The organism is Pyxidicoccus sp. MSG2, from assembly GCF_026626705.1.
GTDB lineage: Bacteria > Myxococcota > Myxococcia > Myxococcales > Myxococcaceae > Myxococcus.
The window spans coordinates 10,446,372-10,466,862 of record NZ_JAPNKC010000001.1; the positions used below are offsets into that span (position 1 = coordinate 10,446,372).

Annotated in this window: 18 protein-coding genes; 15 read left to right on the forward strand and 3 right to left on the reverse strand. The window is 69.9% G+C overall.

The window, feature by feature from the left end; translation table 11 throughout:
- Positions 1 to 130: 130 nt before the first annotated feature.
- A complete protein-coding gene (locus tag OV427_RS40770; RefSeq protein WP_267861629.1) occupies positions 131 to 1,747 on the reverse strand; it encodes an alkaline phosphatase family protein in 1,617 nt (538 codons plus the stop codon).
- 97 nt (positions 1,748 to 1,844) lie between these two features.
- On the opposite strand from OV427_RS40770, the gene OV427_RS40775 reads away from it, so the two are divergent.
- From OV427_RS40775 to OV427_RS40790, 4 genes are all read left to right on the forward strand, one after another.
- Positions 1,845 to 2,273, forward strand: a complete 429-nt coding sequence (locus OV427_RS40775) for an acyl-CoA thioesterase (protein ID WP_267861630.1) — start codon at positions 1,845 to 1,847, stop codon at positions 2,271 to 2,273.
- Positions 2,274 to 2,302: 29 nt separating this feature from the next.
- Complete coding sequence (gene glpX, locus OV427_RS40780; RefSeq protein WP_267861631.1) at positions 2,303 to 3,268, forward strand: class II fructose-bisphosphatase; 966 nt, start codon at positions 2,303 to 2,305, stop codon at positions 3,266 to 3,268.
- Positions 3,269 to 3,307: 39 nt separating this feature from the next.
- Positions 3,308 to 3,733 (forward strand): type II toxin-antitoxin system RatA family toxin, encoded by a 426-nt coding sequence (locus tag OV427_RS40785; protein WP_164000806.1) that lies wholly within the window; start codon positions 3,308 to 3,310, stop codon positions 3,731 to 3,733.
- A 377-nt stretch (positions 3,734 to 4,110) separates the two neighbouring features.
- The gene (locus OV427_RS40790) at positions 4,111 to 4,287 is read left to right on the forward strand and encodes a hypothetical protein (protein WP_205520329.1); all 177 of its coding nucleotides are present in this window, start codon (positions 4,111 to 4,113) and stop codon (positions 4,285 to 4,287) included.
- Between the two features lie 137 nt (positions 4,288 to 4,424).
- Here OV427_RS40790 and OV427_RS40795 read toward each other — a convergent pair whose 3' ends face one another.
- Entirely contained in the window at positions 4,425 to 5,486 is a 1,062-nt protein-coding gene (locus OV427_RS40795; RefSeq protein WP_267863549.1) for an ADP-ribosylglycohydrolase family protein, read from the reverse strand.
- Between the two features lie 79 nt (positions 5,487 to 5,565).
- Here OV427_RS40795 and eno point away from each other — a divergent pair, with 79 nt between their 5' ends.
- The 8 genes from eno to OV427_RS40835 all read left to right on the forward strand — a co-directional run bounded on the left by eno (position 5,566) and on the right by OV427_RS40835 (position 13,195).
- A complete protein-coding gene (gene eno, locus OV427_RS40800) occupies positions 5,566 to 6,864 on the forward strand; it encodes a phosphopyruvate hydratase (protein WP_267861632.1) in 1,299 nt (432 codons plus the stop codon).
- A gap of 4 nt (positions 6,865 to 6,868) precedes the next feature.
- On the forward strand, positions 6,869 to 7,657 hold the full coding sequence (gene surE / locus OV427_RS40805; RefSeq protein WP_267861633.1) for a 5'/3'-nucleotidase SurE: 789 nt from the start codon (positions 6,869 to 6,871) through the stop codon (positions 7,655 to 7,657).
- 2 nt (positions 7,658 to 7,659) lie between these two features.
- Positions 7,660 to 8,613: a M23 family metallopeptidase gene (locus OV427_RS40810; protein ID WP_267861634.1), complete on the forward strand. Its 954-nt coding sequence runs from the start codon at positions 7,660 to 7,662 to the stop codon at positions 8,611 to 8,613.
- Between the two features lie 65 nt (positions 8,614 to 8,678).
- Positions 8,679 to 9,137 carry a hypothetical protein gene (locus tag OV427_RS40815; protein WP_267861635.1) on the forward strand — a complete coding sequence of 153 codons (459 nt, stop codon included), beginning with the start codon at positions 8,679 to 8,681 and terminating at the stop codon, positions 9,135 to 9,137.
- Between the two features lie 11 nt (positions 9,138 to 9,148).
- Positions 9,149 to 9,526, forward strand: a complete 378-nt coding sequence (locus OV427_RS40820; RefSeq protein WP_267861636.1) for a hypothetical protein — start codon at positions 9,149 to 9,151, stop codon at positions 9,524 to 9,526.
- A 132-nt stretch (positions 9,527 to 9,658) separates the two neighbouring features.
- The gene (locus tag OV427_RS40825) at positions 9,659 to 10,795 is read left to right on the forward strand and encodes a hypothetical protein (protein WP_267861637.1); all 1,137 of its coding nucleotides are present in this window, start codon (positions 9,659 to 9,661) and stop codon (positions 10,793 to 10,795) included.
- A gap of 14 nt (positions 10,796 to 10,809) precedes the next feature.
- Positions 10,810 to 11,943 carry a tetratricopeptide repeat protein gene (locus OV427_RS40830; protein WP_267861638.1) on the forward strand — a complete coding sequence of 378 codons (1,134 nt, stop codon included), beginning with the start codon at positions 10,810 to 10,812 and terminating at the stop codon, positions 11,941 to 11,943.
- An 82-nt stretch (positions 11,944 to 12,025) separates the two neighbouring features.
- Entirely contained in the window at positions 12,026 to 13,195 is a 1,170-nt protein-coding gene (locus OV427_RS40835; protein WP_420718324.1) for an MBL fold metallo-hydrolase, read from the forward strand.
- A 3-nt stretch (positions 13,196 to 13,198) separates the two neighbouring features.
- On the opposite strand, the gene lexA is transcribed toward OV427_RS40835, so the two are convergent.
- Complete coding sequence (gene lexA / locus OV427_RS40840) at positions 13,199 to 13,864, reverse strand: transcriptional repressor LexA (protein ID WP_267861639.1); 666 nt, start codon at positions 13,862 to 13,864, stop codon at positions 13,199 to 13,201.
- Positions 13,865 to 14,061: 197 nt separating this feature from the next.
- On the opposite strand from lexA, the gene OV427_RS40845 reads away from it, so the two are divergent.
- The 3 genes from OV427_RS40845 to OV427_RS40855 are packed head-to-tail and all read left to right on the forward strand — an operon-like array spanning position 14,062 to position 20,262.
- Positions 14,062 to 17,391: a response regulator gene (locus OV427_RS40845; RefSeq protein ID WP_267863551.1), complete on the forward strand. Its 3,330-nt coding sequence runs from the start codon at positions 14,062 to 14,064 to the stop codon at positions 17,389 to 17,391.
- Positions 17,388 to 19,235: a sensor histidine kinase gene (locus OV427_RS40850; protein WP_267861640.1), complete on the forward strand. Its 1,848-nt coding sequence runs from the start codon at positions 17,388 to 17,390 to the stop codon at positions 19,233 to 19,235. Before OV427_RS40845 ends, OV427_RS40850 begins: the two co-directional genes overlap by 4 nt.
- Positions 19,236 to 19,272: 37 nt before the next feature.
- On the forward strand, positions 19,273 to 20,262 hold the full coding sequence (locus tag OV427_RS40855) for a FecR domain-containing protein (protein ID WP_267861641.1): 990 nt from the start codon (positions 19,273 to 19,275) through the stop codon (positions 20,260 to 20,262).
- Positions 20,263 to 20,491 lie beyond the last annotated feature (229 nt).

Genomic DNA, 20,491 nt, shown 5'->3' on the forward strand with positions numbered 1-20,491 from the left:
AATTCCATGTAGGGACCGGCGAGGCGGGGAAGCGCTCGGTGGCCTGTGCGGAGAGGAAGCAGCACGCGCACGAGTGGCGTGATCCGCGATCGCGGACCCGCACGCGCACGAGCCAACTACTGCGTGAAGCTCACTTGCCGGTGAGCACTTCGGCGCGCGGCTTGCCTTCCGCCGACGCGGGCATGCCCATCTCCATCAGCGCCGCCAGCGTGGGCGCCACGTCGATGGGGTCCATCTCTTCCATGTACACGCCCGGCTTGATGCCCTTGCCCGCGAACACCACGGGCACCTGCGAGTCGTACGCGTACGGCGTGCCGTGGCTCGTCCCCTCCGGGTCCGCATAGAGCAGGGTGAAGGGCTTGAGCATGTACAGCACGTCCCCGCCGCGCTCCGGGTAGTAGCCCTTGCGCAGCGGCGCGAGATGGCCCCCCACGTCCGGCGCGGTGAACAGGTCGTCCCGTGCCACCGCCGCCACCACCGCCGGCTGCTTCGCCAGCCACGTCGCCGCCGCGCGCCGCACCGCCGCGCCGTCCGTCTTGCCTCCCTCCAGCGACTTGCCGGAGAGGTACACGTCCAGTTCCTCGATCGTGGCCGTCACGTCGCCGCCGAACTGCTTGCGCAGCTCCTGCGTCAGCGCCTGGGCCAGCGTCGTCGGGTTGATTCGCTGCGCCGGCAGCCCCTGCGCCGCCCACTGCTCCGGCGGCGCCGCGCCGCCATGGTCCGCCGCCAGCGCGATGACCAGGTTGGCCCGGCCTCCCGCCGCGCGCTCGGCCGCGGCGATGAGGTCTCCCAGCGCCTTGTCCAGCCGCAGCACCGAGTCCTGCATCTCCCACGAGTACGGACCGAACTCGTGGAACACCAGGTCCGTCCCGCTGACGCTCACCGCGAGCAGGTCCGGCACTTCGTCCTTGCCCAGCCCCTCGCCGACAATCGCCGCCTTCGCCGCCTCCACCAGCACGTCATGGGCGTCGGGAGACACGCCGAACGCCCGGTAGAACGTCAACCCCGGCGACGGGAGCCCCCCGTCGAGCGGGTGCGGGAAGGTGCGGCCCAGGCCGTACGCATTCACCTCGTAGGGGCGGTCGTCCTCGCCCACGTACTCCGTGCGCGGACGCGACAGCTCCCACTTCTTCCCGAAGAAGGACTCCGGCAGCTTCCGCGCGTTCAGCTCCTTCACCCACGCGGGGAACTCCTTCGTGTACCAGGTGCCCGTGACGAACTTTCCCACGCCGTCGTCGAACCACCACGCCTGGCCCAGGCGCCCGGCCAGGGCGATGGCCGCGCGGGACTTGAGCGACACCGCCACCGCCTTGCCGCGCTCCTGCGTCGCCACCCGGAGCCTGTCCGCCAGCGTCTCCACCATGAGGTTCGCCGGGCTGGCGTCCTGCTCCGGCGCCAGCGGCACCTCCAGCACCGGGTGCGCCGGGTCCACGAAGGAGTTCACCGGCTTGCCCGTGGCGCGATCCACCCAGCGGTTGTCGACGATGCCGTGACGCCATGGGTTGGCGCCCGTGGAGAGGGTGGTGTGGCCCGGCGCGGTGCGGCACTCCGCGTAGCCGTAGCGCGCGTACGGGTAGAAGGCACCCGCGTTGAGCAGCTGTCCCAGGCCTCCCTGGAGCCGGGGCCGGTTGCGCAGCAGCACGTCGCTACCGAGCGCATCCACGGTGATGAACAGCGTGAGCCGCGGCGCACGGGCCGAGGCGGGCAGGGCGGCCAGGGCCGTCATCAACAGGAGTGCTCGAATCATACGTATTAGAAGCTGCCCTGGTGCGGTGGTGGGAAGCAACCAACATCCCGCGCGACTGCTTGGACGCCGAACACCGCCCTGTTACGGTCGCCGCTTCATGGTCGAGGCCCGGCTTCGCGTCATCTACGGCGACACCGATCAAATGGGTGTCGTCTACTACGCGAACTATTTCCGCTACTTCGAGTTCGCCCGAAGCGAGTACTTCCGTGCGAAGGGCGGCAGCTATTCCGAGCTGGAGCGCTCCGGCACGCAGCTGCCCGTCGCGGAGGCGAGCTGTCAGTACCGCGCCCCCGCCCGTTACGAGGACCTGATTGTCATCCGCGTCACGGTGAGCGAGTTGCGCCGCGCGTCCATCGTGTTCACCTACGAGCTTTTCCGCGAGGGCGAGCCACGCACGCTGCTGTGCACTGGCCGTACCCTGCATGCCTGCGTGGGGCGCGACGGCAAGCCCGTCCGGATGCCGGACGCCATCGTCCGACTGCTGAAACCCTCGGAGCCCGAGCCGGGCTCCTCCACTTCCACCTGAACCTTCAGGGACACTCAAGGAGCACACACATGGATCGCAACCTGGCAATGGAGGTCGTGCGCGTCACCGAGATGGCGGCCATCGCCTCCGCGCGACTGATGGGCCGCGGCAACAAGAACGAGTCCGACCAGGCCGCCGTGGACGCCATGCGCAAGGCCTTCGACGCGCTGCAGATCGACGGCACCGTCGTCATCGGCGAGGGCGAGCGCGACGAGGCACCCATGCTCTACATCGGCGAGAAGGTGGGCAAGCGGGGCGAGGGCGCTCCCGAGGTGGACATCGCCCTGGACCCGCTCGAGGGCACCAACCTGTGCGCCTACGGCCGCCCGGGCTCCATCTCCGTGGTGGCCATGGCCGGCAAGGGTGGCCTGCTCAACGCGCCCGACACGTACATGGAGAAGATTGCCGTGGGCCCCCGCGCCCGCGGCTCCATCGACCTGCGCAAGTCCCCCACGGAGAACCTCCGCAACATCGCGGAGAGGATGAAGGTCTACGTCGAGGACCTCACCGTGGTGGTGCTGGACCGCGAGCGGCACGCCGACCTCATCAAGGAGGTCCGCAGCGCGGGCGCCCGCATCCGCCTCATCGAGGACGGTGACGTGGCCGGCGCCATCGCCACCTGCTTCGACAACACCGGCGTGGAGGTGCTGATGGGCATCGGCGGCGCCCCCGAGGGCGTCATCGCCGCGGCCGCCATCCGCGCCACCGGCGGCGACATGCAGGGCCGGCTCGTCCCCCGCAACCAGGACGAAATCGAGCGCGCGAAGAAGATGGGCATCAGCGACATGTCCAAGATCTACACGGCCGAGGAGCTGGCCAAAGGCGAGGTGATGTTCGCCGCCTCCGGTGTCACCACCGGCGACTTCCTCAAGGGCGTGCGCTTCTTCGGCGGCGGCTGCGAGACGCACTCGGTGGTCATGCGCAGCAAGACGGGCACCGTTCGCTTCATCCAGTCCGTGCACAAGTTCGACAAGAAGCCGGGGTACGCTTTCTAGGCCGTTCCCTCACGCCGCTTCCCGGAGACGGAGTCACCCATGCCTGGCGCCACGCGGACCATCGTCATCAACGCTCCTGTCGAGAAGGTCTTCGACGTCATCACCCAGTACGACCGCTACCCGGAGTTCCTGCCGGAGGTGAAGGAGGTCCGCGCCGCCAACCGGCAGGGCAACACGCTGGAGCTCCACTACAAGGTCGACGTGGTGAAGACGATTCGCTACTCCATCCGCGTCACCGAGGAGCGCCCCCGCCGCATGGCATGGTCCTTCATCGAAGGTGAGATGATGAAGGACAACAAGGGCAGCTGGGTGCTGGAGCCCGAGGGCGAGGGCAAGACGCGCGCCACCTACAACGTGGAGATGGCCCTGGGCCTGCTGGTGCCCAAGGCCGTCGTCAATGCCCTGGTGGATACCTCGCTCCCCAAGATGCTGGAGGCATTCAAGCGCCGCGCCGAGGGTGCCTGAAGACACCCCAAGGTCCCCAAAGACGTCTGACGCAGGCCGTCATGCCCGTTGGGAGCAGGCGGGCAGACGGCCCCGGCGGGAAGGGGCCTTGCCGCCCCGAATGCCCCGGGTCTGCCCATGAGTTGGACCGCTTGCGGGCCAGTTCGAGGGCATTAGAATGAACATCGTCCGGGCGGTATTTCGCCATCCCTGACATTTGCGCCAGGGTCGCCCTGGCCTGGATGTCGGGTGGCGGACGAGCAACCGTGCGAGATGGCTGCGATGTACCCGTTGAGGAACCGGGGTTCTTAATTTGCATCTGAGACTGGTGGAAATGGTATTGGGGCGGGACGGCGGGCGTACATCGGGGTACGTAGGCTGAGGGAGACGGAAGACCCATGCTCGACGCCTTCATCATCGAAGAAATCAAGCGACGTGAGCGCCGCCGGGAGGACCATGAGAGGCCGGTGGTGGAGCTGCCGCTGCCCGCTCCTGATGACCGCCCCCGGCGCCGCACCGAGACCGAGGACGAGAAGCCGCAGCGGGGCGTGGTGGTCATCGACCTGCTGTCCTGATTCCAACGCGCGGCCCGGCGGCCGCGACGTGTGTCACCGAGCCCGCGGTGGGAGTCCTCCCCAGAGGACAGCCCCCCGCGGGCTTCGCGCATCCAGGGGCTGGGGAACTGGCGCCCGGCCCTTACGGGCCCGACCCCTCACACCGCGGCGAGCGCCAGCAGGTGTCTCGGGTGGTACACGTCCCAGAGGGGGCCCTTCACCGTGGACAGCGCCTCCAGCACGCCCTTGCGCCAGTCGGCTGGGAGCGCCTCCTCGCCGTGGAAGGCCCCCACCAGCGCCCCCGTAATCGCGGCGTGGGCCTCCGTGTCGCCCCCGCGGTGGACGACGTCGAGCAGCGCGGCCTCGGCGCTCGGGGCGTGGAGCAGCTCCCAGAAGGCCAGCCGGAAGGCGACGCGCACGGCGTGCAGCGGCCGGTGCAGGTGCAGTTCCGGACCGTAGAGGCACGGGTCCTCCTGGCGGGCCAGCACCAGGTCCTCTCGGAGGAGGGCGGAGGCATGCGTCACCTCCTGGACGTAGTCGCTGGCGGAGCGCCCGAGCGCCGCTCCCGCCACGAGCAGGCCGGACTCCGCGGCGACGAGGAGGTCCTCGGGCTTGAGCTCCGCGCCGCTGGTGACGGCGCGCGCCAGGGCCGCGTTGAAGGCGGCGCAGGCGAGCTGGCAGCGCGGGTCGAAGTGGGTGAGGGCGGAGTCCTCCAGCGAGGCCTGGGTGCGCGCGGCGGTGTCGCCCGCCAGGTACACGCCCAGGGGCGCGGTGCGTGCCAGGCTCCCCACCCCCGAGGGCTGACGGTAGGCGCGCAGCCACACGCGGCGGCCGGCGCCCAGCGGCAGGCCCTGCTGGCATTCCTCCAGCACTTCCTTCATCGGCTCGCTGACGTCGAAGGCGTGGGGCTGCCAGGCGCGGTAGCGGCGGAGCGCGTCCGCGGCGTCATAGCGCCTCAAGTCCCTGAGGCTGTGTCCGAGGCAGGCCGCCAGCTGCACCTCCTCTGTCACCTGGCCCTTGCGCAGCTCGTGTGGCCCCCCGCCCATCAGCTTGAGGTAGGGGCCCTCGGCGGGCGTGGGGAAGGACACCGCCATGAGGGGGCGGTGCGCGGTGGGCACGGAGAGGGCGTTGCCCACGGCCAGGCCCAGCAGCGCTCCCCGGCGTCGCTGGGCAAGGAGGGGGTCAGGCCCCTTGGGGGCATTGCGGCGGTTGGGCGGCATTCGACGGGTGGACACTGTAGCAGTGCCGGATGCGAGCATGCTTGCCCGCTCCGGGGCCCTCTTCTAGAAACGCTCGCCTATGACCGAGATTGCTCAGATTCTTGCGCGTGAAGTGCTCGACTCCCGTGGCAACCCCACCGTGGAGGCCGAGGTCCACCTGACGGGCGGCTCGCGCGGCCGCGCGGCGGTGCCCTCCGGGGCGTCCACCGGCGAGCACGAAGCCATTGAACTGCGTGACGGCGACAAGGGCCGCTACCTGGGCAAGGGCGTGCGCAAGGCCGTGAAGAACGTCATGGACGTGCTGGCCCCGGCCCTGGTGGGCATGGACGCGGCGGACCAGTTCGCCGTGGACCAGAAGATGCTGGAGCTGGACGGCACGCCCACCAAGGGCAAGCTGGGCGCCAACGCCATCCTCGCGGTGTCCATGGCCTGCGCCCGCGCCGCGGCGGATGCGCACGGTCTGCCGCTGTACCGGTACGTGGGCGGCGCGCAGGCGCGCACCCTGCCGGTGCCGCTGATGAACATCCTCAACGGCGGCGCGCACGCGGACACCCGCGTGGACGTGCAGGAGTTCATGGTGGTGCCCGCCGGTGCGAGCACCTTCGCGGAAGGGCTGCGCTGGGGCGCGGAGGTGTTCCACGCGCTGAAGAAGATCCTGAAGGGCCGCAAGCTGGCCACCGGCGTGGGCGACGAGGGCGGCTATGCCCCGGACCTGCCGGCCAACGAGGAGGCCCTCAAGCTCATCATGGAGGCCATCGACGCCGCGGGCTTCAAGGCCGGCGAGCAGCTGTTCCTCGCGCTGGACGTGGCGGCCAGCGAGTTCTTCGACAAGGGCTCGAAGAAGTACAAGCTCAAGGGCGAGGGCAAGGAGTTCGATTCGTCCGGGATGCTCGACTACTACCGCGGCCTGTCCGAGCGCTACCCCATCATCTCCATCGAAGACGGCATGGCGGAGGATGACTGGGACGGCTGGAAGAAGCTCACCGACACGCTGGGCAACAAGCTGCAGCTGGTGGGCGACGACCTCTTCGTCACCAACGTGGAGCGGCTGGGGCGTGGCATCGAGACCGGCGTGGCCAACTCCATCCTGGTGAAGGTGAACCAGATTGGCTCGCTGACGGAGACGTTCGACGCCGTGCGCATGGCGCACAAGGCGGGCTACACGTCGGTGATGAGCCACCGCTCCGGCGAGACGGAGGACACCACCATCGCCGACCTGGCCGTGGCACTGGACTGCGGGCAGATCAAGACGGGCTCGGCGTCGCGCTCGGACCGCGTCGCCAAGTACAACCAGCTCCTGCGCATCGAGCAGGAGCTGGGCGCGTCCGCGCGCTACGCCGGCCGCTCGGTCTTCCGCTCCCTGGCGCAGAAGAAGTGAGCCCGTGAGCGACAAGCAACCGCGCATCCTCGTCTCCAACGACGACGGCTACTTCTCCGAGGGCCTCAAGGCACTCGTGGACGCCGTGACACCGCTGGGCGAGGTGTGGGTGGTGGCGCCAGACCGCGAGCAGAGCGCCGCCTCGCACGCCATCTCCCTGCACCGGCCGCTGCGCATCAAGGAGGTGCGCGAGCGGTGGTTCGCCATCGACGGCACCCCGGCGGACAGCGCTTATCTGGCGATCAACCACCTCCTGAAGGATGATCGCCCGGCTCTCATGGTTTCCGGCATCAATCACGGCGCGAATCTGGCCGAAGACGTCATGTACTCCGGCACGGTGGCGGCGGCGATGGAAGGGGCCATCCTCGGGGTGCCCGCCATCGCCTTCAGCCTCGTGGCCCGGGGGCAGTTCGACTTCGGTCCGGCGGCCCGCTTCGCCCGCTCGCTGGTGGCGAGCGCGCTGGCGCGTCCGCTGCCGCCGAGGATGCTCCTCAACGTGAACATCCCCGGTGGGGTGGAGCCGGACGGCTACGTGGTGACGCGCCAGGGCCGGCACACCTACGGGTACGAGGTGGTGGAGAAGGTGGACCCGCGGGGCCGCAAGTACTACTGGATTGGCGGCAGCGAGTACCAGCACGAGGACATCCCGGGCAGCGACTGCAATGCGGTGCACCTGGACCGGCGCATCTCCGTGACGCCGCTGCACTTCGAGCTGACGGACCACGGGCGCATGGGTGACCTGGCGGGGTGGCGGCTCGAGGGCTTCGACCGGCACGAACCGGACGGTGCCTAGCGTTGAAGTCCTCCGTGTCCAGCCGAGCGGGTGGGGCGCTCCGGGTGTTCCTCGTGGCCGTGCTGTTCGCCGGCTGCGCGGGAACCCGGGCGGCCGCACCCGGTCCGGACACGGCGTGGGCCCCGGCGGATGACGTGAAGGGCGCGGCGCCCGCCGGGACGTCCTCGGGGACGGTGTCCACGGGGAAGGGGAGCCCGTTCCCATTCGCCCTGAGGTCCGCGCACGCGGAGCCGGAGTTGGTGTCCGTGCGCCACCGCGTGGCGGCGGGCGAGACGATGTATCGCATCGCGAAGACGTACGGCCTCACGGTGGAGGAGCTGGGGGCGGCCAACGGCATCAAGGCGCCGTGGACGCTCGCGGTGGGACAGGAGCTGACCGTCCCCGGGGTGGAGCGGAGTGCTCCCTCGGAGGCGCATGAGGTGCTGGCCGAGGCGGACTCGGAGCCGGTGCGGACGTCCCCGGAAGGCGGGCCCCGGCGCAGTGTGCCGGTGGTGGCGCGCCGCGAGGAGCCGCCGTCGCGCTCGCGTCCGGCGTCGCGTCCGGGTGTGGGCTCGCGGCCGCGAGTGGCCACGCAGGGCATGTTGGACTGGCCGCTGAAGGGCGTGTTGTACGGGCGGTTCGGGAAGAAGGGCAGGGAGCCGCACGACGGCATCGACCTGGCCGCGCCCGCGGGGAGCCCGGTGAAGACCGCGCAGGAGGGCACGGTGCTCTACGCGGGCGAGCAGCGTGGCTACGGCAACATCGTCATCGTCGAGCACTCGAGCCAGTTGATTACGTTGTACGCGCACAACCGCGATTTGCGCGTGCGCACGGGGCAGCGGGTGCTGGCGGGGCAGGTGATTGCCACGGTGGGCGAGTCCGGGAAGACGTCCGGCCCGCACCTGCACTTCGAGGTCCGCCTGGACGGCAAGCCGATGGACCCGCTGGACTACCTCGGCCCCATGCCGTCTTCCTGAGTCCGCGGCGGGCGCCTGTCTGGAGCACTTCTCCCGCTCACCCGATGCCTTGTGATGGAGTTCACATGAGGGGATGCGCGCTGCTGGTCGCCCTGGCGCTCTGCACGGGTTGTGGCCACGCGCAGCGTCCGGTGCATGCGCGGACCTATGTCATCTCCGAGGATGCACAGGGAGTCGGCGGCTCTGGCACTCGGGACTGCCATCAAGAGCAGATCCAGTGCTTTGACAAGTGCTGGAACTCGACCCCGCCATATCCCCATCGCAAGGGAGATGGTTGGCACCATGCCTACTGCACCCGGACCTGCCTGGCGGACTACGTGAAGTGCGTCCAGGAGCAGGAGGAAGAGGAGCGGAACAGGCCTCGTCACACCCTGGAGTTCCCGGATGTAGACAGGGCGCTCTCGTGGTTGGGGGAGCACAAGGCCGAAGTCGCAGTCGGCACTGTCGTCATCGTTGCGGGTGTCGCCTTCATCGTGGCTACAGGAGGCAGCGGTGCGCTGCTCCTGGTGCCGCTTGTGCTGTGACAGGTGGGAAGATGACTTACGACCCAGACTTCGATGTGGATGCCATCATTCGCATCATCGGCACCATCAACGAGAAGTACCCGGACGGCTCCTTGGAGGACGAAGCCCTCCACATCGCCGCGGGGGCGCTGGTCTATCTTCGGGAGAGCCAGAAGCTGGGTGAGTACCGGGCGTACTTTCGTAAGTACTTCGCTCCCGCTACCAGCGCGGCACTCGTCGCTCAGTCCTTCACGTCCCGGACAGAGGCCGATGCCTGGCTTGCGAGCGGCGCGGCTCCGGACGGCGCGCTCGTGAGCATCGCGGGTGAGGGCTTCACCGTCGTGAGACTGCCTGACCGGTGGGAGTTTCTTAGAACGCCGCTTCCCGAAGAGCTGCGCCCACCTGAATAGCTCGGAGTGGGCCCACGTAGGTTGCGTGGGCGTGCGGACGGCCGCCAGCCTGCCCAGCGATTTTCGGGTACCGGCTGTCGCCCGCTACCTCCCTCTCCGTGGGAGGCCCGGGTAGGGGTAGAGTCTCGCGCCGTGCCGCGCTCCCTCCCGTTGCTTGTCTCCCTCGCCATCCTCCTGACCACGGTCGCTCGTGCGCAGGCTCCGTCCGCCGAGGGCAGTGCCCCGCCCGCTCCCGCCGCCGAGGCGCCGGCTCCCGCGCCGGCCCCGGTGACGCCGCCCGCCGTGGAGACACCGGCCGCCACTCCCGCGCCGAAGCCCGAGCAGGAAGCCCTCGTCGTCGCGGTGCTGACGCTCGAGTCCAACGAGTCCGCTCGCGACTCCGCGCCCGGAGTCACGTCCCTCATCGCCTCGCGCCTCGCCGAGTCCTCGCGCCTGCGTGTCCTCTCCCAGCGCGACATCGAGACCGTGCTCGACGCGGAGCGCCAGCGGCAGCTCCTCGGCATCAAGTCCTGTGACCGTGGCGCGTGCCTCCAGGAGCTGTCCTCCATCACCGGCGCCCGCTACATCATCACCGGCCGCCTGGACCGCTTCGGCGACCAGTACCTCCTCACCGCCAGCCTCGTCGACACCATCGGAGGCCGCAGCCTGGCCAAGCCTCGAGCCGAAGCCCCCGAGGCCGACACCCTCCTGCGCACCGCCGAGGCCGTCGCCGATGAGCTTCTCGCCGCGCTCGTCACTCCCGGGGAGACGGGCTCGGGTCGTCCCCTCCTGGGCGGCCCCAGGACGGGCGGCGGTGGCTTCGTGCTCGGCCTGCGCATCAACAACAACTTCATCGACAACCTCGCCACCCTCAACCCGGGCGGCGATCTGGAAATCGGCTACTGGTTCCACCCCGAGTGGGTTGGCTTCGCGCAGATTGGCTTCAACTACGTGCGCTCCAACACCGAGGGCGCCAAGGGCGGACTCAACGTCCTGCCCAGCCTCGTGGGCCTTCGCCACTACCACAACCTGGCGAAGCCCCTTCGTCCCTACTGGGGCTTCGGCCTGGGCGTGCAGCTGTCCTTCGGCGACTTCGGCATCTTCCAGTCCACCGGCCCGCTGCCCACCGTCGTCGGCTTCGGCGGCCTCGAGTACCTCATCGCCGGCCACGTGGGCCTCCAGCTCGAGGTCGGCACCAACGTCGCGCAGGCGGTGATGGGCCTCGCCGAGTCCAAGCTCGGTGACGGCCTCAACCTGGACCTCAACGCGGGCATCGCCTACCACTTCTGAGAGTCGGAGCCTCCATGTCCCCGCGCCTCCTGCCCCTGCTCCTATTGCTCGCCGCCGCCGCATGTGACGAAGGCCCCCCGCGCGTCAACCCCAAGGACCACGCCGAGGGGCTCTACCTCAAGGGCACCGCCGAGTACCTCCAGGGACAGTTCGAGGCCTCCCTCGCCTCCTTCGAGGCGATGAGGCAGATCCTCCCCAACGACCCGCGCCTGCCCGCCGCCCGGGGCGAGGTCTACCTGTCCATGGGCCGCATCAACGAGGCCTCCGCCGAGTTCGAAGCGGCCATCAAGCTCGACCCCAAGCGCTCCACCAACTGGAGCCGCCTGGGCTTCATCCAGGCCCAGCTCGGCAAGGTGCCCGAGGCCCAGAGCTCCCTGCGCAAGGCCGTCGCCCTCTATCCGAACGACTACAACGCGCTCGAGTCCCTCGGCGAGCTGCACCTCAAGCAGGGCGAGAAGGACGAGGCCGTCCGCCACTTCATGCTCGCCGCCACCGCCGCGTTCGGCGAGACGAAGTCCCTGCTGACGATGCGCGCGCTGGACGTGCTCACGCAGCAGGGGAAGAACGACGAGGTGCTGGCGCTCGCCAACCGCGCGGTGGGCGAAGGCGTGCGCACGACCGAGGTGCTGTCCACGCTGGGGGATGCCCTCGTGCGCGCGGGCAAGCTCCCCGAGGCCGCCATGGCCTACAAGGACGCCGCGAGCCGCTCGCGCATGGACCCGACGCTCTGGGAGCTCGTGGGGGAAATCCACATGCGACTGGACAAGCCCGGTGACGCCATCGCCGCGTACAAGGAGTCGCTCAAAATCAAGAACCGGGCCGTCGTGCATGTCGCGCTCGCGCGCATCCACCTCGCCATGCAGGACCGCGAGGGCGCGCTGGACGAGCTCAACGCGGCCCTGGAGTCCGTCTCCGGCAAGGACACCCGCGAGCTGCGCGAGCTGGCCGACCTGCTCGCGGACCTGGACCGCAAGCCGGACGCGCTGCGCATCCTCGCCAGCCTCAGCGCGGAGCAGGAGCACGTGAAGGACGCCGAGCTCCAGCTCACCACCGCCCGCCTGGCGCGTGAGCTGAAGGACGCCGCCGTGCTCCAGTCCGCATGCGCTCGCGCCACCGCGGCCGATGCCGGTGTGAAGAAGTGTCCGTGAGCCGCGCGACACGCGGCGCCTGGCCCGGCTCGTCGTTATTGGGACGCCGGCACGTGAAGTCCGTGCCCCAGGAGAACCACTCGTGAAGCCCTCGAATCTTCGTCGCGGCCTTGCCCGCGCGGCCCGCTGGCTGGGGGGGCTGGTGGCCCTCGCGCTCGTGGGCACCCTCGCCAGCGCCTGGACGGCCTTCGGTGGCCGTGCGGCAGGCGCACGCCGCGAGCGGATGGAGCACTCCCCGCAGTGGCAGGACGGCCACTTCGAGAACCCGCAGCCGCTCTACAACGACTTCGGGCGCTCCATCTCGGCCATGTTCAACGCGAGCCCCGTCGCGAGCCCCACCCAGCTTCCGCTCGCCACCGCCTCCGTCGACCCGCGCCTCTGGGAGATTCCCCCGGCCACGGGCCTGCGCGTCACCTGGTTCGGACACTCCTCGACGCTCATCGAGGTGGACGGCGCTCGCGTGCTCACGGACCCCATCTGGAGCGACCGGGCCTCGCCGCTGACGTGGGCCGGGCCCACGCGGTGGTACGCGCCGCCCGTCGCGCTGGACGCGCTGCCGAAAATCGACGCCGTGGTCATCTCCCATGACCACTATGACCACCTGGACCACCGCACCGTCGTGGCCATGAAGGACTGGGACACCACCTTCATCGTCCCGCTTGGCGTCGGCGCGCACCTCGAGTCCTGGGGCGTGCCGCCCGCGCGCATCGTCGAGCTGGACTGGTGGGAGCGCACGCAGGTGCGTGGGCTCGACATCGTCTGCACGCCGTCACGGCATGCCTCGGGACGCACGGGCATCGACAAGGACGCCACGCTGTGGGCCGGCTTCGCGCTGCTCGGCCCGAAGCACCGTGCGTACTACTCGGGGGACACGGGGCTGTTCCCCGCGATGAAGGACATCGGCGCCCGCCTGGGGCCCTTCGACGTCACGCTCATCGAGGTGGGCCAGTACCACAGCGCCTGGCCGGACTGGCACATCGGTCCCGAGCAGGCGGTGCTCGCCCACCAGCAACTGCGGGGAAAGGTGCTCCTGCCCGTGCACTGGGGGCTGTTCAGCCTCGCGCCCCACGGCTGGACGGAGCCGATGGAGCGCGTGCTCGCGGCCGCCGGGAAGGCCGGTCAGCGCGTGCTCGTCCCGAAGCCGGGGGAGAGCGTCGAGCCGGAAGCTCCTCCGGCCCTGGCGCCCTGGTGGCCCGCCCTGCCGTGGAACACGGGAGAGCAGGACCCCATCGTCTCCACCAAGCTGGACTGACGCCTAGACGCGCCCGCCCTGCAGCTTGCGGTACACGCCCACCACCTGGCCCAGAATCATCGTGGAGCGGAAGTCCGCGCGACTCACGTAGATGGGCTGCATGGTGGCGTTCGCCGGCTGGAAGCGGATGCGATCCCCTTCCGGGTAGTAGCGCTTCACCGTGGCCTCGTCCTCGATGAGGGCCACGACGATTTCGCCCGGCTGCGCCGACGGCGTCTTCTTCACGAAGAGGTAGTCGCCGTCGTGGATGCCGTCGTCGATCATCGACTGGCCCTTCACGCGCAGGGCGAAGACCTCGCGGCCATTCACGCCCCCGAGCAGGAAGCTGTCGATCTTGACCGAGTCCTCCATGTGCTCCTGCGCGAGCAGGGGCGCGCCGGCGGCGACCTTGCCCAGCAGGGGCACCTCCACCATGCCGGCTTCCTTCTTCGCACCCAGGCCGAGCGCCAGCCGCGCCCGCTTGGTGGGCACCAGGGAGCGGCTCTGCTGCTCGCCCCGGTTCAGGTAGCCCTTGCGCTCCAGCGCCTTGAGGTGGTCGTTCACGCCGTTGGTCGAGCGGATGTCCATCTGCTCGCCGATTTCGCGGATGGTCGGCGGGAAGCCCCGCGTCTCCGTCTCCTTGACGATGAAGCTGAGAATCTCGCGCTGGCGTTCCGTGAGCTCTTCCATGCGCTCCCTCCCTCTGCTGGCGTCCTGCCAGGGGCACGGACGTCCAGGCAACAGGCTTTCAGTATCCACTCTCCCTGAACATACGTGTAGAGTCAATTCGTTCAGTGTCCCCCTGCGCACCCTCCGTGCGTGCTGAGCAGTCGCCTTTCTCACAACTTGAGGCAGGACGACGATCTTTGCGTACAATTCCGCCCGCTTTGTCCGAGCCCCGCCACACGTTGCTGTTCGTCGATGACGAGGCCGACGTCCTGGACATCCTCACGCGGATGTTCCAGCGCCGGTATCGCGTCCTGACCGCGCCCAATGGCGCAGCGGCGCTCGACATCCTGCGTCGTGAAACGGTGGACGTGCTCATCACGGACCAGCGGATGCCGGAGATGTCGGGCATCGAGCTGGTGGCGACGGTGCGCGCGGAGGGCTTCGACGTCACCGCGCTGCTGCTCACCGGGTACACGGACCCGGAGGACATCATCGCGGCCATCAACCGCGGCCAGGTGTACCGGTACATCACCAAGCCGTGGGACGTGAACGACCTGGTCATCACCGTGAAGAACGCGGTGGAGTTCACGCAGTTGCGGCGCGACAAGGAGCGGCTCATCCGCCAGCTCCACCAGCGCGTGGAGGCCCTCTTCGTCCTCTACGAGGTGAGCCGCGCCTCCGCGAACGACCCGGCCAGCTACGACAACATCATCGACCGCGTGCTCATCGCCGTGGCGCGGGTGCTGCCGTACGACTGCGGCGCGGCGCTCATCGCCCCGGACTCGTCGGGCAGCGTCACGCTGCGGCTGCGCTGCCACGGCACGGTGGGGGAGCAGGCGCTGCTGGGCGTGAAGGAGTCCATGCTCGGCGCGTACCGCAAGAGCAGCGGCCTGCTGCTGCCGGAGGACCGCGTCATCACCCGCGTGGCCGGCACCACCACGAAGGACGCCGAGGCCACCACCGTCTACCCCAGCCAGCTCACCGTGAATCTGGTGGCCGGCGGGCGTCCGGTGGGCATGCTGTCGCTGTTCAGCCAGAAGCCGGACGCCTTCACCGAGGACGACGGCGTGCTGCTGGACGTGCTCGCCAACCAGACGGCGGACGCCATCCAGTCCCTGCGCTCGGCGGAGGAGGAAGCCCGCCACCGCATGGAGCGGATGGTGGAGTCCATGGCGGACGGCGTGGTCCTCACCGACGAGAAGAACGACATCGTGGTGATGAACCCCGCCGCGCGCCGCCTGCTCCAGGCGGAGGACGACACGGAGGCCCACACCACGCGGATGATGGAGGAGCGGCTGGGCTTCCAGCCCTTCCACCTGGTGCGCGGCTGGGAGTACAGCGGCAACCAGGTGCTGCGCGAGGAGGTGAAGCTCTTCGACCGCCACGTGCAGGTGACTGTCACGCCGGTGAGCGACGCGCGCGGCACGCTGCGCGGGGTGTGCGTGGTGCTGCGCGACATCACCGAGCAGAAGAGCCTGGAGGAGCGCAAGGACGAGTTCGTCTCCATGGTGAGCCACGAGCTGCGCACGCCGCTCACGTCCATGTCCGGCGCGCTGGACCTGGTGCTCAACTTCATGGCCGGCGACATCAACGAGCGGCAGCGCCGCTACCTGTCGCTGGCGAAGGACTCCACCGAAAAGCTCAACTCCATCGTCGACGACCTGCTCGACCTGTCGAAGTTCGCCAAGGGTCGGCTGCAGATGAACTTCGAGGTGGCGTACCTCGACGAGGTGATTCAGCGGGTGGTGGAGAAGTACCAGCCGGCCTTCGGCGAGAAGCGCATCCTGGTGAAGTCCATTCTTCCGCGGCACCCCCTGCGGGCGATGGCGGACCCCAACCGGTTGAACCAGGTCCTCAACAACCTGCTCAACAACGCGGTGAAGTTCACCCCGGAGGGCGGCGACGTGCGGGTGGAGCTGCACGCCACCTCCAGCCTGCCGGGCTACGTGGTGATTTCCTGCTGGAACAGCGGAGACCCCATCGCCGAGGAGAGCCTGGAGCGCATCTTCGACCGCTTCGAGCAGGCGCGCACCAAGGCCAACCGCACCGTGCGCGGCACCGGTCTGGGCCTGGCCATCTGCCGCAACATCGTGGAGGCCCACGGCGGCCGCGTCTGGTGCGAGCCCTGCGCGGACGGCGTGCGCTTCATGGCGGTGCTGCCCACCGAGCCGCCCCCCGAGCTGCGAGGCGATGACGGCGCGGAGAGCGTGGCGGTGCAGCCGCGCCGCAAGGAGAGCCGGGGCCGGGTGCTGGTCATCGAGGGCGAGCCCGAGGTGGGCTACATCGCCAAGGCCCTGATGATGGGGCGCGGCTACGACGTGCGGCTGGCCTTCAATGCCGAGGAGGGCCTGGCCTCCGCGCGCGCCTACCACCCGGACATGCTGATCGTCTCCGTGCGGTTGCCGGACGTGGACGGGCTGCGGCTGGCGGAAATCCTCCGGCACGACCCGGAGACGCGCCGCGCGCCGCTGCTGGTGACGTCCGCCTTCGACGAGCGGCAGCGCGCCTTCCGCGCCGGGGCGGACGCCTTCCTGGTGCGCCCGCTGGCGTCGGACAAGCTGCTGGCCACGGTGGACTCGCTGGTGCGCGGCCGCTCGGGCCCCGCGCACGGGCGCGTGCTGGTGGTGGACGACGACGCGAAGATTGCCGCCATCTGCCGCGAGGTGCTGGAGAACATCGGCTTCGACGTGGCCACCGCGGGCTCCATCGAAGAGGGACGCCGCTCCCTGCGCGAGCGCCGGCCGGACGTTGTCCTGCTGGACGTGACGCTGCCGGACGGTGACGGCTTCGTCTTCCTGGAGGAGATCAAGGCCGAGCGCGCCAGCGGCCACATCTCCGTCATCTTCATCTCCGCCCGCGCGGAGACGTCCTCCAAGGTGCGCGCCCTCAAGCTGGGCGGCGACGACTACCTCACCAAGCCCTTCGACGCGCTGGAGCTGGGTGCGCGCGTGGAGAGCGTGATGCGGCGCAAGGAGCAGGAGCTGTCCGCGTCGCCCACCACGCAGCTGCCGGGCTCCACCGCGATTGAGCGCGAGGTCCAGCGGCGGCTGGTGGCGCGGCGGCCGTTCGCCTTCTGCTACCTCGACCTGGACAACCTCAAGGCCTACAACGACTACTACGGCTTCGCGAAGGCGGACGGTGTCGTGCGCCAGACGGGCGACCTGATGCGCGAAATCTTCGCGCAGGACGGCGCGCCCGGGGACTTCCTGGGCCACGTGGCCGGTGACGACTTCGTGTTCATCACCTCCACGGAGTCGGTGGACCGCATCTGCCAGAAGGCGATCGAGACCTTCGACCGCATCATCCCGCTCTACTACGACCGGCAGGACCGGGAGCGCGGGCACATCGAGGCGGAGGACCGCTTCGGGGAGAAGCGTCACTTCCCCATCATGAGCGTGTCCGTGGTGGCGGTGATGACGGACGGCTCGCAGGACCACGCGGAGCTGGCGCGGCGCGCGGCGGACATGAAGAAGCGGGCGAAGGCGATTGCCGGCTCCGTCTTCCTGCGCAGCGACAGGGAGCGGGTGGTACGCTCCGTGGCCGGATGAGGCTCTACCAACAGCTCGTCCTCTTCATGCTGGCCGCGACGGTGCTTCCCCTCGCCGCGGTGGGCTTCCTGTTGCTTTCGCGCGCCGAGGCCGAGCTCGCCGCCCGCATCGACGCCGAGCAGCGCTCCCAGGCCAGCGCCACCGCGGAGGCGGTGGGCACCTCGCTGATGGAGGTGGTGGACGCGCTGGCCCGCTCGGCGGAGCTGTTCGACTGGCAGGCCGCCACCGACGCGGAGACGGCGGGCGGGCTGCGCCTCCTGTACGGGCAGTCCCCGACGGTCAGCGCCGTGCTGAAGCTGGACGCCGAGGGCCGGCCGGTGGGCACGCCCGTCTTCCGGGCGCAGGCGGCGGACGGGCACCCCGCGTTCCAGGCCGACCGGCTGGAGCGGCTGGTGCGCTCGGTGCCGGTGCAGCCGCTGCGTGGCGGCGGCAAGGGTCAGGCGGCGCTGGGCACCGCGTACGTCCATGGCGACGACGGACGCGCGGCGGTGGCCGTGGTGGTGAAGCTGGCCGAAGGGGAGGGCGCTCCGTACGCGCTGGCGGAGGTGGTCTTCACTCAGCTGGAGACGGTGCTGAAGCGCCGCGCGGCCGGAGGACTGGGGCGCATCGACCTGGTGGACGAGGACCGGCGCGTGCTGGCCAGCTCCGACCCCGAGCGGCGGATGAAGGTGCTGGCGCCGGAGCTGACCGCATACCTCGTCACGCCCACCGCGCCGCTGCCGGACGCCGTGCGCAGCTTCCGGGTGGAGTCCCCCGCGCGCCGGGTGAGCGTGGCGCGCGTGCCGCAGGGCCTGCGTTTCGACGTGGTGGTGGAGGTGGACGAGGCCACCGCGCTGGCGCCGGTGAGCGCCATGCGGCGCACGGTGCTGCTCTCCATCGGCGCGACGTTCTTCGTGTTGCTCGGGCTGGGGGCCCTCTTCACCCGTGGCCTCAACCGCCGGCTCGCGGACGTGGTGGAGGGTGCCGAGGCCTACGGGCGCGGCGAGCTGGACAAGCGCGTGACGGTGCGCGGCCAGGACGAGCTGAGCGAGCTGGCCACGACGTTCAACCGCATGGGCGCCGAGCTGGAGCAGGCCCGCGCCCGGCTGATGCGGTGGAACGATGACCTGCGCACCCGCGTGGACGAGGCCACCTCCGACTTGAAGGCCGCCCAGGCCCAGCTGCTGGAAGCGCAGAAGCTGGCCGCGGTGGGGCAGCTCGGCGCGGGGGTGGCGCATGAAATCAACAACCCGCTGGCGGGCATCCTCGGCAACGTGCAGCTGTTGATGCTGGACCGCGGCGCGTCCGACCCGGACCTGGGCACGCTCCAGAAAATCGAGCAGAGCGCCAAGCGCTGCAAGGAAATCACCCAGAACCTGCTGCGCTTCTCCCAGCAGCGTGAGCGCGCGGAGCTGCGGCCGGTGGACCTGAACGCGGTGGTGCGCGACGCGCTCAGCCTCACGGAGCACCAGACGCGCAGCGAGGGAATCACCCTTGTCACGGAGCTGACGCAGGGGCTGGGCCGCGTGCGCGCGGACCCCGGGCACCTGTCCCAGGTGGTCCTGGCGCTCCTGTCCAACGCGCGCACGGCGATGCTGAAGACGCCCGTCAAGCGCCTCACCCTGCGCACCGGGGAGCGCGACGGCCGCGCCTTCTTCGAGGTGGAGGACACGGGCAGGGGCATCTCCCCGGACATCCGCCCGCGCATCTTCGAGCCCTTCTTCACCACCAAGGACGTGTGGTCCAACGTGGGGTTGGGGCTGAGCGTGGTGTGGCGCGTGGTGACGGAGGCGCAGGGCACCATCGATGTGCGCTCGGAAGCAGGGCAGGGAGCCTGTTTCACGGTGACGCTGCCGAAGGCGTGAGGCCCCGCATGGGCTGTGATAGCTAGAGAGGCTGCCCATGGCCCAACCCCGCCGCCAGACGCCCTTCCTCGTCGGCCTCGTGCTGATTCTCGCGGCATTGCCGGTGGGGTGGTTCGTCTTCCTGCGCCAGCCGCCGCCTCCTCCTCCGCGGCCCGCGCCTCCGCCCGTCGCGGTGCCGGCTCCGACCGAGAAGAAGCCCCTGGAGCTGGAGTTCACCGAGGTGTCCGGCACCGTGGAGGTGCAGCACCCGGACGGCACCTGGCGCCCGGCGACGGTGGGCGCGGCCCTGCGCCGCAACGAGAAGGTGCGCACCCAGGACGGCTCGTACGCCATGCTCATCGGCGGCGAGGCCGTGGAAGTGCGCATGGACCCCGGCACGGAAATCTCCGTGGAGGCGCTGACGGAGTCCGTGTCCCGCATCCTCCTCGGCAAGGGTATGGCGACGGCCGTCGTGCGTCCCGGCCAGCGCCACACCTTCGAGGTGAAGGCGGCCAACGCGGACGCGGTGGCCACCCTCGAGCAGAGCGGTGCCTTCACCATGAGCAACAACGGCCAGGGCACCGTGGCGGTGGGCACGCGCGAGGGTGAGGTGACGCTGCTCGGGCAGGGCAAGGTCGTCATCGTCCGCGCGGGTCAGCAGGCCGTCATCCGCCCCGGCCAGGCGCCGTCCGAGCCCGCGACGGTGCCCAGCAGCCTCCTGCTCAAGGTGGATTGGCCGGTGGAGCGCACGCGCCGCGAGCGCGAACTGCTCGTGCGTGGACAGACGGTCCCCGGCAGCCGCGTGGAGGTGGACGGTGTCACGGTGGCGCCGGACGCCCAGGGCCACTTCGAGCGCAAGGTGGTGCTGCGCGAGGGCCGCAACACCGTGGACGTCCGCGCCGTCGGAGTGGGGGCTGTCGGAGGGGTGGACGGCGGAGTGAAGCGTATTGAACAAAGGGACAAGCAGGACGTGGTCGTCGACACCACGCCGCCCCCTTTGAAGACGGATCCGGACATCTGGAATCAAGCAAACAACGATTCCCGGTAGAAGACCGTGCGGGCAGACGGCCGATCGCCTTGACCCCTGGTCCAAGGGCTCCCTAGACTCCTCCGCAGTCGTTCCTGTTCAAGGGCAATCCTGGACGAAAGTCCTGGTGCGCAAAGCCGCGGGGCCTGAAGTCCGGCCGGCCGTGACCGCCGTGGGAAGCCAGTACCGGATATGCCGGGTCCCGTGTGCCTTGTGCAGGCTTGGGTCGTCGTCTCGGTCTCTCCGGGAG

Excerpts from the sequence above, each read along its gene's own strand:
- eno (WP_267861632.1), top strand. The coding sequence starts at position 5,566 with ATGACCGAGATTGCTCAGATTCTTGCGCGTGAAGTGCTCGACTCCCGT.
- OV427_RS40820 (WP_267861636.1), top strand. The coding sequence starts at position 9,149 with ATGACTTACGACCCAGACTTCGATGTGGATGCCATCATTCGCATCATC.
- OV427_RS40795 (WP_267863549.1), bottom strand. The coding sequence starts at position 5,486 with ATGCCGCCCAACCGCCGCAATGCCCCCAAGGGGCCTGACCCCCTCCTT.
- lexA (WP_267861639.1), bottom strand. The coding sequence starts at position 13,864 with ATGGAAGAGCTCACGGAACGCCAGCGCGAGATTCTCAGCTTCATCGTC.
- OV427_RS40770 (WP_267861629.1), bottom strand. The coding sequence starts at position 1,747 with ATGATTCGAGCACTCCTGTTGATGACGGCCCTGGCCGCCCTGCCCGCC.
- OV427_RS40815 (WP_267861635.1), top strand. The coding sequence starts at position 8,679 with ATGAGGGGATGCGCGCTGCTGGTCGCCCTGGCGCTCTGCACGGGTTGT.
- OV427_RS40850 (WP_267861640.1), top strand. The coding sequence starts at position 17,388 with ATGAGGCTCTACCAACAGCTCGTCCTCTTCATGCTGGCCGCGACGGTG.
- glpX (WP_267861631.1), top strand. The coding sequence starts at position 2,303 with ATGGATCGCAACCTGGCAATGGAGGTCGTGCGCGTCACCGAGATGGCG.
- OV427_RS40830 (WP_267861638.1), top strand. The coding sequence starts at position 10,810 with ATGTCCCCGCGCCTCCTGCCCCTGCTCCTATTGCTCGCCGCCGCCGCA.
- OV427_RS40790 (WP_205520329.1), top strand. The coding sequence starts at position 4,111 with ATGCTCGACGCCTTCATCATCGAAGAAATCAAGCGACGTGAGCGCCGC.
- OV427_RS40775 (WP_267861630.1), top strand. The coding sequence starts at position 1,845 with ATGGTCGAGGCCCGGCTTCGCGTCATCTACGGCGACACCGATCAAATG.
- OV427_RS40785 (WP_164000806.1), top strand. The coding sequence starts at position 3,308 with ATGCCTGGCGCCACGCGGACCATCGTCATCAACGCTCCTGTCGAGAAG.
- OV427_RS40855 (WP_267861641.1), top strand. The coding sequence starts at position 19,273 with ATGGCCCAACCCCGCCGCCAGACGCCCTTCCTCGTCGGCCTCGTGCTG.